Source organism: Nostoc sp. (assembly GCF_036916575.1).
Lineage (GTDB): Bacteria > Cyanobacteriota > Cyanobacteriia > Cyanobacteriales > Nostocaceae > Nostoc.
Window position 1 is genome coordinate 105,062 of the sequence record NZ_JBALGC010000123.1, and the last position, 13,452, is coordinate 118,513.

A 13,452-nucleotide genomic window follows, 5' to 3' on the forward strand; every position below is an offset into this window, starting at 1 on the left:
ATTCGCATATTGGGGTAACAAATGGCACTAAAACTGAAAGTATCAAATATTGCTTGTGAGGGATGTGCAGAAACAATTACTGAATCCATCCACGTTATGGAACCTGAAGCCAAGGTGGATGTGGATGTTAATGCTAAAACTGTGACGGTAGAATCCGCAGCTTCTGAGGAGTCAATCAAACAGGTAATTGTTGCCGCTGGTTACACTGTTGAGGGTTATTGATCCGATTCTAGCTTTTCACAAAAGTTTAGATATTAATATCTTAGGTTACGTTAACAAAATTTTTTTCTATTATTTCTGCTTGTGGAAAAGCTAGAAACTAATTAATTTCCCGAAATTAAGCGTAAGCAGAGACATCTTGTTTATCCTATTAATATATTTTATCCTTTGATTCAGACCTCATTTAAATTCTAAATTTTTTATCCGATAAATTCGATCTGTAATTGTAGAAATGTTAGTGCCAGAAAAGTACTTGCTTTAATAAAAATGAGTTTTGCTGCCTATTTAATTCGCGTTTTTTGGCAATTCAACCCCTAACTTGATACTTGATAAAAGCCTAGTACACTGTAGCGGGAGTTGCCTACCCTTAACAAAGGGCTTAATCAATTAGCCGATTAATTGAGATGGTAGCTGGATTTACGCGCCCGCTGTACTAGTGCTTAAACAAAAAGGCTTAAGTGCTCTTTGGTAAATAAGATTTTGCATTCAATGAAAAAGTTTTGGCTTTTGTAATTGAATGAAAAAATTTTATTTTATAAATTATTTTTTTACTTAGGGAGAAAATTTGCTCTCTAAGTTGCAGTGATTGCAAAGTATTTATTTTTGTAATTTCATCAGGAAAATAATACTTAAGAAACTACAGTAATAGTTTTTAGGCTACAAATAATATTCAGTGTTTTTACTGTTTTAAAAATATACTGTAAAGAAGACATTAGTTGTCATCAGAGAAGGTTTCAGAAATTGTAGTAGTAAATATTAAAGTCTTAAGAGGAGATGAGAGTTAGAAATTTATTGTAGATTGAGGGTAAAAAAAAATCAGAGAGCAATAAATATAACTCTGCCTCAAGCAAGATATTTAGTATTTAGTATTAGGCAACAATCACAGTAAGCTTTAGTTAAGTTAATCTCTTGAAAATTTAAATATGATAAAAAATGAAGCAATTAATATTTCTATTCTGGTCTTTGGAAAGAATAACTTTATCGCCACACTTCCAGATCAGATCCGTTATCCAACTGCTTTTAGTGTAGAAGTTATAGACAATCTTAATCAGGCAGTGTCGCGGATTCAAATTACACCCCCTGATATAATACTTGTGCAGGCTAGCCTGGATGGCAGTATGGAACTATGCAGTTGGTTGAAAGACCAGACAAAGCTATCCTGCATATACTGTATTCTCTTCGAGGATCGTCTCCAGCAGCTTACTGATAGAAATATGTATGGTTGGCAAAGTGAATTGGAGATGAGTGCTGCGGCATTAAAGCAAGGAGCCGATGCTTATATTTGGCATCTTATTGAAGAAAAAACAGACCATAGTTTGGCAGAGTTAACCGCCAATCATGGACTAATACTTGCTCAATTAACTGTTGGCTTGCAGATAGCGCAAAGATACCGAGATTTGATCCAGACAAATGATATGTTATCAGCGATCGCCTTAACCGATTCGTTGACAGAATTAAATAATCGTCGTGCTTTACAATGGGAATTACCCAGACAAATTAAAAGAGCTAAAACTCAAAAAACTTCTCTGAGTTTGATTATTCTGGATATAGATCATTTCAAGAAAGTTAACGATACTCATGGGCATTTAATAGGCGATCGCATCTTGCAATTGCTGTGTCAGCGTCTGCGATACAATTTGCGCTGTCAAGACATACCATTTCGCTATGGTGGCGAAGAATTTGTAATTCTTCTGGCTAACGCTACCGATGAAGAAGCAGTAGTCGTCGCCCGTCGTCTTAATCAGGTAGTTTCCGAGGAACCATTTTCACTTAGCAATAAACTGACAATTAATATTACGATTAGCCTGGGCACAGCCTGTCTGAAAGCTGAGGATGATGATCAAGGAGAGAGTCTGTTGCATCGTGCCGATCAATGCTTGCTACAGGCTAAAACTGCTGGGCGTAATCGGGTTATTGCCTCGAACTATTTATGTCATGTCCCACATCTGAAGGTTGTTTCTTCTTGAAAGTGTGAATTGGGCATTGGTTATTTTCCCCCTGCTCCCCCACTTCTAACTCCTAACTCTTAACTCCTATCTCTTAACTCAGTATGACAATCTTCTACTGAAGTGCGTTGTCGCATGGCATTAACTAAAGCCTCGTAGCTAGAGCGATTTTCTTCCAGTAGGGTTTTTGCTTGCAGGGTATGAAACCGCAATTTCTGCTGATAAACTGATTCAGGAAATCCCAAAATTGTCAAGACTCCTATCAGCTTGTTTTTATCATCAGATCCACCCTCAGCATTATTAAAAACTAGGGTTTCAGCAGCAATACCCGCCATCCAAATAGTGCAGTAGCGGTCTAGCATTTGGGCACTGATTTTACCCACTTCTAGTTGAGATGCTAATTCCCCATCATCAAAGCTAACGCCGCCTTGCCCAGGTTGACCCTGTTTCCAAGCTTCCCAAGCGCTAAGGGTGTAGCCGGTAACGGGAATACCTAACAGGTAAGCGACCAAAAAATGCCCTGCTTCGTGGTGAACGATACGATCGCGGTGTTCACTTGAAAAACCAGCAATCCAATCTAAAAAGATAGTACCACCTTTGCCTTGCAAGCTAAAACTGTCAAAAGTCGCTATTCCCAAAATAGCGAAGGTAGCAAGCGCTGGTACTGCGGGCGACAAGTGAATGAATGGCCCCAGTAGGCTGGACATGGTGATCAGAAAAACAGATATTGCAACTAAATTTAGCGTGGTCTGGCTCATTGAGAGTTTTCTGAGGATCTGCTTAATCTTTTTTCATTATGAGGCAATGTCTTACGACGGGCGTAGCTGCGGCACAGCTATTGTATCAAGCTGGTTGTAGCGATCGCCTAATTTTTCATCTTACACCTAATTAAATTACTGGCTTAATAACGGATGTTTTCTCTATCACTAGAATGATGGCTGCTTTTCAAGTCGTAGACATAATGTGACGTTAGTAGGTATAAAACATCAAATAGGAAATGAATGTGGCTGAACAATTCAAAAAGGGTGATCGGGTTGAATGGAACACTTCACAAGGTAAGACAACTGGCAAAGTAGTAAAGAAACTCACTTCACCTACAGATATTAAAGAACACCATATCGCTGCAAGTGAAGATAACCCTGAGTACTTAGTTGAAAGTGATAAGACAGGAAAACAAGCTGCTCACAAGCCTGATGCTTTGAAGAAAGTAGAGGAGTAATGTTTAATCATGAGCAAAGATGTTAAATCAGTGATTGACGAGTTTCATCAAGTTGTGAATATGACACCCAAGGAGCTAGAGTCTTGGCTAGATACGGATGAGTCGCAAACTGTGGGGCAAAAGGATGGCGATGATGAGTCAATTGGTCATAAATCTGGGCGGCGTATCATCCAGTTATTGCAGAAAAAAGATGACTATACCGATGATGACCTTTCGCACATGAAGAAAGTTATTAGTTACGTCCACCGTCACATGGCGCAGCAGCCATCGGGTGACGACTTAGAACACACACGCTGGTGCTACTCTTTAAAGAATTGGGGACACGACCCGCTCAAGTAAAATACCTCATAGGTGGCTGCAAATAGCAGCTTGCTAATTTTTACTTTAATTGGAAATTTCAACTTCAGGATTGTGCAATTGATAGCAGATAGCTTTGTCAAATGAAACTCGCTTGAATGATTCATCTAGGCTGATAGTCGTTTCACCACTACCGAGAAACAAGTAGCCATCTGGTCTTAATTGCTGCTTTATCTTTTTTAGCAAGGCTTTCTTGGTAACAATATCAAAGTAGATTAAAACATTCCGTAAAAAGATCACGTCAAATTGCGGCAGAGATGACCAAGATTGCAAAAGATTCAACTGACGAAAATCAACCATCTGGCGAATTCGCTCGTTTATTCGCCAGTTGGTATCTAGCTTTTGAAAGTAGCGATCGCGAATATTTTTAGGTAGTCCCCGATTAATTTCAAGTTGGTTATAATGCCCTTCGCGGGCACGCGCTAAAACCTTAGTAGAAAAATCACTAGCAATTAGCTTGTGCGACCAATTGGTAAGCATGGGAAAATGTTCATAAATTAGTATGGCGATGCTATATGGTTCTTGTCCATTCGAGCAGGCAGCACACCAAATGTTGAGCGATCGCTCAATTGCGCGTTGTTTAATTAACTCTGGTAGCACGTATTGTTTCAATGCTTCAAAAGGGTGTTTATCACGGAAGAATGAGGTTTCGTTTGTGACTAGCGCCTCAATTGTCTGGACGTGAAGACTATTAAACGGCTGAGTTCGCAAGTAAGTAACCAAATCAGCGATCGAGACGAATCCTGCCGATTCAGCAATTGGCTGTAAATGTAACTCTGCTAAATAGGTTTTATCACCAAACAACACAACCGCTGAATGAGCATGAACTAATTCACGAAGATACTCAAAATCAATGGTGTTTACACCCATAATCTGTTTTATTACAGCCCTGAAAGAGGAAGTTGATTGAAACGAATTCTGTGCATAATTTCATCTGCGATTTGGTTAAGCGGAAGAATTTGATTGGCAAGCCCGGCATTAACAACAAAACTAGGCATTCCCCAGACGACGCTAGTAGCTTTGTCTTGTGCAAGTACCTGTCCACCCGCCTCCCGTATGCACTTACAGCCATGCAACCCATCTTGCCCCATACCCGTGAGGATAACTGCGATCGCCCCAGCCCCATAAACCTGTGCAACTGATCGCAACAGCACATCCACTGAAGGACGACAGGAATTTTCTTTTGATGCTTGATGGGTGGCAAGTCGAACCACAGTTTTGTCGCGTTGCACAATTAAATGAAAATCTCCCGGTGCAATCCAGGCATGTCCAGGTTCTAGTATCTGTCCAGAAACCGCTTCATTTACTGGAATTTGACACTTGGAAGATAATTGTTCAGCTAGTAGTTTCGTAAACATTGGCGGCATATGTTGCACAATCAAAATCGGCACTGATAAATCTGCTGGAAACTCCCTAAGCACTACAGTTAGAGCATTCGGGCCTCCAGTAGAAACCCCAATTGCCACAACCTCCACCTGCTGTATGTCGCTACGAACGGGGAAAATAACTGGAGGTGTAATTGCCCTTGGTGGGAAAAATCCACCAAATACCTTGATTTTGGGAATTAATTCTTCCCGAATATGTTGAGTTGTTGCCTCTACATTTCCTAAGTTACTAGGTTTTGTGGCATAGTCAGAAGCACCTAAAGAAAGAGCTTCCAGCGTTGCGATCGCTCCGCTGCGTGTGGAGGTACTATACATAATCACTGGTAAACGTGGATACATTTTTCGGATAGCGGACAGGGTTTGCAAACCATCCATCTCCGGCATCTCGATATCCAAGATAATTACATCGGGATTAACTTGGGAAATCTTGGCAAGGGCAATGCGACCGTTAGCCGCGACTCCTACCACCTCTAGTTCTGGATCGCTAGACAAAATTTTACTTATTCGACTCCGTACTACTACGGCGTCATCAACAACGAGTACCCGGATTTTGGGCATTGGGAATTGGGGATTGGGGACAAGGGGACAAGAGGAATTTTTATGCTTGTTTAGGAGTATCAAAGACTCTTTAATGGAGTTCAAAGACTCTTTAATGGAGTTCAAAGACTCTTTAATGAAGTTCAAAGGCTCTTTAATGAAGTTCAAAGGCTCTTTAATGGAGTTCAAAGACTCATTTAGGACTTACGCACTGTACAAATCCATTGTGATGTGCGTTAACAAAAATAGGTTGTTTCAGGCTTTGATTAATTCTCCTTTGATCGTAAATAGACGATGCTGTAGGGGTTTAGCATGCTAAACCCCTACGTAAGATGTGGTTTTTCACGTTTTACATATTTGGTATTTATTGTCAATGCGTAAGTCCTATCATTGTTGTATTCTAAAATAATCTCCTCTCGCCCCCTGCTCCCCCTGCCTCTTCTTTGAGACTGCCTCCTGTTAATATTTGAACTGGTTGACGACTTTCTGCAAATCTACTGCCATACGGGATAGTTCTGTGGCTGCTTGTAACGTATTACTACTTCCAGTAGTAGTACTTTGAGTATTGAGTGCCACAATTCCAATACTTTTGGCAATATCTGATGTTCCTTTGGCTGCCTCAGCCATATTTCGACCAATTTCATTCGTAGTTGCAGTTTGTTGCTCAATAGCGCTGGCGATCGTGCTTTGGAAGTCATTGATTTGATTGATAATACTAGTAATCTGAGTGATGGCTTGAACGGCACCCTTTGTATCTGTCTGAATTGCTTCAATTCGCAAGCTTATATCTTCAGTAGCATTTGCCGTTTGTTTGGCTAATTCTTTCACCTCGTTTGCGACTACGGCAAATCCTCTACCTGCATCTCCGGCTCTAGCCGCCTCAATTGTCGCATTGAGTGCTAGCAAGTTTGTTTGCCCTGCGATCGAGGTAATAACTTTTATAACTTTGCCAATTTCGATGCTGCTTTGACCGAGTTTGTTAATTGTCTCGTTCGTGTGGTCAGCTGTTTTAACTGCCTCAGTCGTCACCTTTGCTCCTTGGGTAACGGTTTTAGCAATTTCTCGAATGCTAGCATTCATCTCTTCCACGGCAGTTACAACTGTATTGGTATTCTGACTTACCTGTTCAGCAGAGGCAGAGGCGGAAATGGCCTGTTCGGCTGTTTGTTCGGCGTTCTCAGTCATTTCTTTGCTGACTGCTGTCAGTTCTTCTGAGGAAGACGCAACTGCTGTTGCCACCTCTGTCATCTGTCTGATTGAAGACCTGAGGCTGCTAATCATCTGATTTGCATTATCCGTGAGTTGCTTAAACTCTCCTGCATTGCTTGCCTCGATTTGCTTGGACAAATTTCCTTGAGCGACGGCAAGGCTGACCTCATTAATACCTTTTATCTGTTCTCTTAAATTCGTAGACATCTGATTTAAGTTGTCGAGCGATTCTTTCCAACTCCCACCTGCTTTTTTAACAACGGCTTGAGAACCGAGCTTACCTTGGATACCAATTTCGGATGCCAAGCGATTAACTTCGTTAACAAAGTTTTGATTTAAGCTCACCAATTCATTAAAAACTAAGGCAATTTCACCTAGTTGATTATTCTCATCAGCTAAACGGACGGTAAAATCACCGTTTTTTGCAGCCTTCAGTGCTATTAGTAACGCTTGCAATTGCACTTTTGTCACACTGTCATCGGTCGGTTGCAAATCTGCACTATCCACCGAGGGAGATTTAGAGTTGGCTGTTTTCCCAGCCCGATTCGTAGTCATTGCAAAGCGCTCCTGAATTATTCGATAATCTGACTTGTGAAATTCACATCTAGAATTTTATCGGCGTCTAGAACTAACAGAAATCCGTCTGGGAGCGGGTAAGCTCCTGCTAGCATCTGATGCATTCTACCTTTTAAGGTTGCGGGTGGAGGTTGAAAGCTGTTTTGTGCGAACTCTAAAACATCTCCCACATAATCGACGAGCAGACTGACTACTTCATGAGCCGAACATACAACAATATTAAATCCCTGGGCTGCATCTACAAGGTTTGTAGTTGATTGTGTCTGCGGCTCACTCATCTCTAATCGACGCTGCAAATCGATCACAGTAATAATTTGTCCACGTAAATTAATCAACCCACAGATATCTGGTGGTGCTAAAGGTACACGAGTTATTGCCTGTGGACGAATCACTTCTTGAACGTGTTGCACGTCAAGACCAAAGTAAACTCCTTTGAGAAAAAATGTGCAAATTTGTTGTTCAGTCATGAGTGGCCAGTTGCAGCAAATGAGGGTTAGCAATGCGAATTACAGTCTCAATGTCCAGAATTTCTGTGATTTTTCCTTGAATTACAGCACAGAAAAGCACACCAGGTCTACTAGAGATACCTTTAATAGTCAGTGGTTCTTCCACAATGTCGAGAATGCGCTCAACCACTAGCGCAACACTGAGTTCTGCATAAGGAGAGACAATAATTATCTGGAGCGTTTCTGCAACTGTCGCCAAAGCTTGATCATGAAGGTGATTGCGTTGGCGTAGCCCGCCGTTCGCGTAGCGTCTCGTAGAGAAGGCATCGCAATCGGCAAATATCTTCTGAAGATCAATCAGTGGCAGAATTTGACCGTAAGATTGCAAGACATCCTGATTACCCACTTTTTCGACAGCAGAAGCAAGAATCTCTTCGAGGCGCAGGGCGATCGCCAGTGGAATGCCCATGCGTGCGCCTTCGGGCCCCTCAAACAGCAAAATTTTTTGGCGATCGGCTGTTTGCTCTTGACTATTTGCACCATTCTCGCTCAACAACTGCTTTTGTTTTGCGGTTATACCAGTTCGGTTTGCCAGACCGACAACATCAATAATTAATGCCACTGTGCCATCTCCTAAAATAGTGGCTCCTGCAAATAGGGATAGGGCTTTTAACTGTTTTCCTAAAGGTTTAACCACAATGTCTTGGATGTCTTCAATTGTGTCCACGACCAGTCCAAAGCGATAGTTATCAACTTCCACAATTACCAAACTGAGTGTTTCTAAGTTGGTGACACTATCTTGGTGTAACACTTGATTGAGGTAAACCAATGGCACAAGATTACCCCGCAAGCGATACACAGGCACATCGTATAACATCTCAATCCTATTAAGTGCTTGTGTTTCTAGGCGTACTAGCTCTTGTAGACTCGCTTGAGAAATAGCATAGTGATCGCCGCCACTACTGACAATCAATGCTGGAATAATTGCCAATGTCAACGGAATCTTGATTTTGAAGGTCGTTCCTTGTCCCTGTTGGCTGTGAATTTCAACCGTTCCGTTAATCTTCTCAATATTGCTCTTGACAATATCCATCCCAACACCCCGCCCGGAAAGGTTAGTCACCTGTTCAGCAGTCGAGAAGCCGGGTAAAAAAATTAAGTTCATTGCTTCTGACTCGCTCATGGCCGCCGCCTGTACAGCGCTCACTAAACCAAGTTGCTGCGATCGCTCTTTAAGTCGTTCTAAATTCAGACCGCGACCATCGTCGCCAATCTCAATATTCACTTTGCCACTTTCGTGAAAGGCTCTGAGAAATAGCCGTCCTAAGCTTGGCTTATCACAAGCAACCCGCTCGGCTGGTAATTCTATACCATGATCGATGCAGTTGCGTACTAAGTGCGTCAAGGGGTCTTTAATTGTTTCAATAATACTTTTGTCTAGTTCAGTATCTGCCCCCTCCATCTCCACCTCAACTTGTTTACCGGAAGCGATCGCTAAATCGCGTGTGACGCGAGGGAACTTTTGCCAGATGGAACTAATTGGTTGCAGCCGAGTTTTCATCACCCCTGACTGCAACTCGGCTGTAAGTAGGTTAAGGCGCTGGCAGGTAGCAGCAAAACCATTATCCTTAAACTTCCTACTAAATCGAATTACCTGGTTACGGGCTAAAACGAGTTCACCCACTAGGTTCATCATCTGATCTAGCAGATTAACATTGACTCGGATATAAGCAGATTCTGATGTTGTCATTGATATTTCTGTGAGCTCGTGATTGAGAAATTCAACAGACTCACTACCTACTGGATCTCTTTGAGCTTCTGCCTCTATTTGTGGCGTTTGTATATTCACAACAGGCTCATGCCATTGAGAGACTTTTGAAGTCTGTTGAGTTTCTGACAATTGGGTTAAAGCTCTGAGCAGTGCTGAATAATCGCGATCGCCCTCATGCTTTGTTGTTTCAATTTGAGACAAGATTTGCCGAATCGTGTCAACTGTTTGTAGTAAAGTACTAATCATGTCAGGGGTGATTGCTAGCTGGCGATCGCGCAGACACGAGAGCAAATTCTCCCCAGCATGAGCAAGTGATTCCAAATTAGGAAACGGTAAAAAGCCGCAATTTCCTTTGAGCGTGTGGAGTGAGCGATAAATGCGAACTAATGCTTCATCTTTTGATGATGCTTTTTCTAGCTCAATAATATCTCGTTCAATTTGATTCAGGTTCTCATAGCTTTCAACCAGAAATGCTTCTATATCATCGTCAATTTCATTTAACTCCATTGGTTAATCGATTATAAATTTCTATATCTTATGCTACTACTAATCTCATTTGAAATCTCAGCAATATCTCTCTAAAGAAAGATGTTTGTCTTTTTTAATGTTGAAAAGATAATGTTTGCCATAATAATATAGTAAGAGACATACAATGTTTTCGTCGCCATTCAACTCCAACTTTCAAAAATGGTCGTCGTCAAGACAGACTTTTGTTACAAGTGCAAACAATGCGATCGTCAGTTTCTCGAATCTTACTAACCTTGATGCTACTCAAGCGATGTCAAGCAACTATGACTCGAAATCTATCTTAATGGCATGACCCGGCGAGAAATCGAGCGGGTATCCAATATCCACCACACAACAATTTTGCATTGGCTTTTGAAAGCAAAGCTGGAATTAAATCGGATTGAAAATACTTAACCAATTTTAAAAAGTTTCCAATATTAAAAATTTTAGTTACACAACATAGCATTATAGTCTCAGCAAGCTTAATCATTTTTGCGAAACTATTCAGTTTAATTGTAAAATTATATTTTTTTATGATTATACAGCTTAATTTTAATTAATAATAGAGGTTACTTGACCTAAATCAAGAATTATTAAGCTAAAGCACAAAAGGGCAAACTTGATGGCAATGGTTTTGATTATCGATGATGCAGCCTTTTCTCGCAGAATGATCCGCAAGTTTCTGCAAGTCGATGGTTATGAAATTATAGAAGCAACTAATGGGCGTGAAGGATTAGAAATGGTTTACAACCATAAGCCAAATTGTGTGTTAGCGGATCTTCTAATGCCAGAGATGAATGGGTTTGAATTTCTAAAAGCTATGCAAGATCAAGAATTAAAAATTCCGACAATTATCATTTCAGCTGATATCCAAGAAGGGGCACGCAATCAAAGTTATAGCCTGGGGGCAGTAAACTTTATTAATAAACCGCCAAAAGAAAATGAATTGCGAAAGGCAGTCCAAGAAGTTCTTAATACCAAGGAATGAGTTTTCATGAATGTGACAGCAGAAGAACTGGATGCCCTACAAGAGTTAATTAATATTGGAGTTGGTCGAGCAGCAAGTCTACTTAATGAGATGGTAGACTCTCACATTCGCCTCAAAATTCCAGTTGTTAAAGTGTTAACTGCTGCCGATGCCTATCAAGAATTAACAACACGATTTCATGAGGAGACTTTGGCATTTGTAAAACTGCCCTTTACAGGCTCTTTTTATGGCACTGCTAGCTTGATTTTTCCAACTGACAGCGCATCAACATTGGTTGCAGTGCTTACAGGTGAAGATCCAGGCTCAGTTGACCTAGATGCAGTGAAAATTGGCACCCTGAGCGAAATTGGTAACATTGTAATAAATGGGGTAATGGGTTCACTCAGTAATGTCCTAAAGCGCCATATAAACTATACATTGCCTGTCTATTTAGAAGATACAGTTGAAAATTTATTGTTATCTGCATCTGAAAGCGATTCAAAAATTTTACTAGCACAAGCGCGATTCACAATTGAACGCTTGGAAATTATCGGAGATATTATTTTAATCTTTCTAGTGGGTACTTTTGATGTACTCATCAATGCAATTAACGAAGAAATGGGAATAAGAAAATAATCCAATTAGTCACAAAAAGCGTTGATAAAAGTCTGAAAAAAGTTTGATAATCCAATGAATATAATTGAACAAGCTCAGGAAAAATTTAGCCTTTTAGATAAAATTCCTTTAGGAGCTTTTGTTCTACAGTCAGATTATATTGTTATCTTCTGGAATTGCTGCTTAGAAGAATGGACGAAAATTCCCAGAAGTAAGATTTTAGGAATTTCTATTCAGGAATACTTTCCTCATCTGAATCAATCTCGTTATGCTAGCCGATTGTACCAAATTTTTCAAGGCGGGCCTCCGACAATCTTTTCTTCTCAACTGCATAAATATATCATTCCTGTACCTATATCCCAAGATAAATACCGGATTCAACACACAACCGTTACTGCTGTGCCTGCATTTGATGGAGATAGATTTTATGCTCTGTTCTCAATTGAAGATTTCACAGATTTAACGTTCCGAGTTCAGGAATATAAAAACCTCCGTGATCAGGCTTTAGCAATAGCAGAAGAACGCCAACGGGCAAAAGAAGTTGCTGAAACTGCAAACCGGATTAAAGATGAATTTTTAGCAATTGTCTCTCATGAACTTCGTTCTCCTCTTAATCCAATTTTGGGGTGGGCAAAGCTACTGAAAAATCGTTCATTAAACGAAGCTACTACTGTGCGTGCCCTGGAGACAATCGAACGAAATGCTGAACTACAGGCTCAGTTGATTGAAGATTTGTTGGATATATCTCGGATTCTCCAGGGCAAGCTAGCACTTAATTTAGAAACCGTTAATCTTGTTTTTACTATTGAAGCTGCCTTAGAGACAGTGCAATTGGCAGCAGAAGCCAAGTCTATTCAAATTAATCTTCATTTGGATACAGCAATTGGACAGGTGAAGGGTGATAGTAATCGTATTCAACAAATTATTTGGAATCTGCTCTCTAACGCCGTTAAATTCACACCATCTGGTGGACAGGTAGAAGTCTACTTAGAACAGATTAATTCTCAGGTACAACTGAGAGTCAGTGATACGGGTAAAGGTATTAGTCCCGACTTTCTGCCACATGTATTCGAGTATTTTCGTCAGGCAGATAGTGCTACAACCAGAAGTTTTGGTGGACTAGGACTTGGTTTGGCGATTGTGCGCCAACTTGTCGAGTTACATGGTGGTACAGTTTGGGCAGAGAGCTTAGGAGAAGGAAAAGGTGCGACGTTTACAGTTAGCTTACCCATATTTCAACATCTGGAATTAGAAAAGGAAAATCACAATGTATCAGACGATTCCTATTCATTGGGTATGCTTTATGCTCCACTAGAAGGAATACGTTTGTTAATTGTTGATGATAATGCTGATACCCTTGAGTTTCTGTCCTTTCTATTGGAACAGCAGGGAGCAATCGTGACGATCGCAGCATCTGCCAGTGAAGCACTGACTGCGATTATGGAATCAAAACCAGATTTGCTGTTAAGCGATTTAGGTATGCCAGAAGTTGACGGTTACACTTTAATCCGCAAGTTACGAGCGATGCCCGCCAATTTAGGTGGACAAATTCCGGCGATCGCCCTAAGTGCTTACGCCGCAGAAACGACACAAAAACAGGTTTTTACAGCCGGATTTCAACTCCATATCGCAAAACCAGCCGATCCTGCCAAACTGGTAGCTGCGATCATCGCACTTGTTAAGAACTGAAGCCTGTAA

General features: G+C 40.8%; 13 protein-coding genes. 7 read left to right on the forward strand and 6 right to left on the reverse strand.

Annotation, left to right across the window (positions count from 1 at the left end):
- The first annotated feature begins 21 nt into the window (after positions 1-21).
- Both V7L29_RS27600 and V7L29_RS27605 read left to right on the forward strand, forming a co-directional pair.
- Complete coding sequence (locus V7L29_RS27600) at positions 22-222, forward strand: heavy-metal-associated domain-containing protein (protein ID WP_334692376.1); 201 nt, start codon at positions 22-24, stop codon at positions 220-222.
- A 938-nt stretch (positions 223-1,160) separates the two neighbouring features.
- Positions 1,161-2,186 (forward strand): GGDEF domain-containing protein, encoded by a 1,026-nt coding sequence (locus tag V7L29_RS27605; RefSeq protein ID WP_334692384.1) that lies wholly within the window; start codon positions 1,161-1,163, stop codon positions 2,184-2,186.
- 59 nt (positions 2,187-2,245) lie between these two features.
- Here the strand turns inward: V7L29_RS27605 and V7L29_RS27610 are convergent, their stop codons facing one another.
- Positions 2,246-2,923 carry an ATP-dependent Zn protease gene (locus V7L29_RS27610; RefSeq protein WP_334737452.1) on the reverse strand — a complete coding sequence of 226 codons (678 nt, stop codon included), beginning with the start codon at positions 2,921-2,923 and terminating at the stop codon, positions 2,246-2,248.
- Positions 2,924-3,168: 245 nt separating this feature from the next.
- Between V7L29_RS27610 and V7L29_RS27615 the strand changes: the two genes are divergently transcribed.
- Both V7L29_RS27615 and V7L29_RS27620 read left to right on the forward strand, forming a co-directional pair.
- Positions 3,169-3,384 (forward strand): DUF2945 domain-containing protein, encoded by a 216-nt coding sequence (locus V7L29_RS27615; protein WP_094348753.1) that lies wholly within the window; start codon positions 3,169-3,171, stop codon positions 3,382-3,384.
- A gap of 9 nt (positions 3,385-3,393) precedes the next feature.
- Positions 3,394-3,723: a DUF3140 domain-containing protein gene (locus V7L29_RS27620; RefSeq protein ID WP_334692378.1), complete on the forward strand. Its 330-nt coding sequence runs from the start codon at positions 3,394-3,396 to the stop codon at positions 3,721-3,723.
- A 45-nt stretch (positions 3,724-3,768) separates the two neighbouring features.
- On the opposite strand, the gene V7L29_RS27625 is transcribed toward V7L29_RS27620, so the two are convergent.
- From V7L29_RS27625 to V7L29_RS27645, 5 genes are all read right to left on the reverse strand, one after another.
- Positions 3,769-4,611, reverse strand: coding sequence for a CheR family methyltransferase (locus V7L29_RS27625; protein WP_334737453.1), 843 nt, complete (start codon positions 4,609-4,611; stop codon positions 3,769-3,771).
- A gap of 11 nt (positions 4,612-4,622) precedes the next feature.
- Positions 4,623-5,684 carry a protein-glutamate methylesterase/protein-glutamine glutaminase gene (locus V7L29_RS27630; RefSeq protein WP_334737454.1) on the reverse strand — a complete coding sequence of 354 codons (1,062 nt, stop codon included), beginning with the start codon at positions 5,682-5,684 and terminating at the stop codon, positions 4,623-4,625.
- Between the two features lie 438 nt (positions 5,685-6,122).
- Positions 6,123-7,427 (reverse strand): methyl-accepting chemotaxis protein, encoded by a 1,305-nt coding sequence (locus tag V7L29_RS27635; protein WP_334737455.1) that lies wholly within the window; start codon positions 7,425-7,427, stop codon positions 6,123-6,125.
- Between the two features lie 17 nt (positions 7,428-7,444).
- Entirely contained in the window at positions 7,445-7,915 is a 471-nt protein-coding gene (locus V7L29_RS27640) for a chemotaxis protein CheW (protein WP_334737456.1), read from the reverse strand.
- On the reverse strand, positions 7,908-10,172 hold the full coding sequence (locus V7L29_RS27645; RefSeq protein WP_334737457.1) for a chemotaxis protein CheA: 2,265 nt from the start codon (positions 10,170-10,172) through the stop codon (positions 7,908-7,910). The genes V7L29_RS27640 and V7L29_RS27645 overlap by 8 nt, the downstream gene beginning before the upstream one ends.
- Positions 10,173-10,794: 622 nt before the next feature.
- Between V7L29_RS27645 and V7L29_RS27650 the strand changes: the two genes are divergently transcribed.
- From V7L29_RS27650 to V7L29_RS27660, 3 genes are read left to right on the forward strand one after another with little or no spacing between them, the layout of a single operon-like run.
- The gene (locus V7L29_RS27650) at positions 10,795-11,160 is read left to right on the forward strand and encodes a response regulator (protein ID WP_334690276.1); all 366 of its coding nucleotides are present in this window, start codon (positions 10,795-10,797) and stop codon (positions 11,158-11,160) included.
- 6 nt (positions 11,161-11,166) lie between these two features.
- Positions 11,167-11,775, forward strand: coding sequence for a chemotaxis protein CheC (locus V7L29_RS27655; RefSeq protein ID WP_334690275.1), 609 nt, complete (start codon positions 11,167-11,169; stop codon positions 11,773-11,775).
- A gap of 54 nt (positions 11,776-11,829) precedes the next feature.
- Positions 11,830-13,443, forward strand: coding sequence for an ATP-binding response regulator (locus V7L29_RS27660; RefSeq protein ID WP_334737458.1), 1,614 nt, complete (start codon positions 11,830-11,832; stop codon positions 13,441-13,443).
- Positions 13,444-13,452 lie beyond the last annotated feature (9 nt).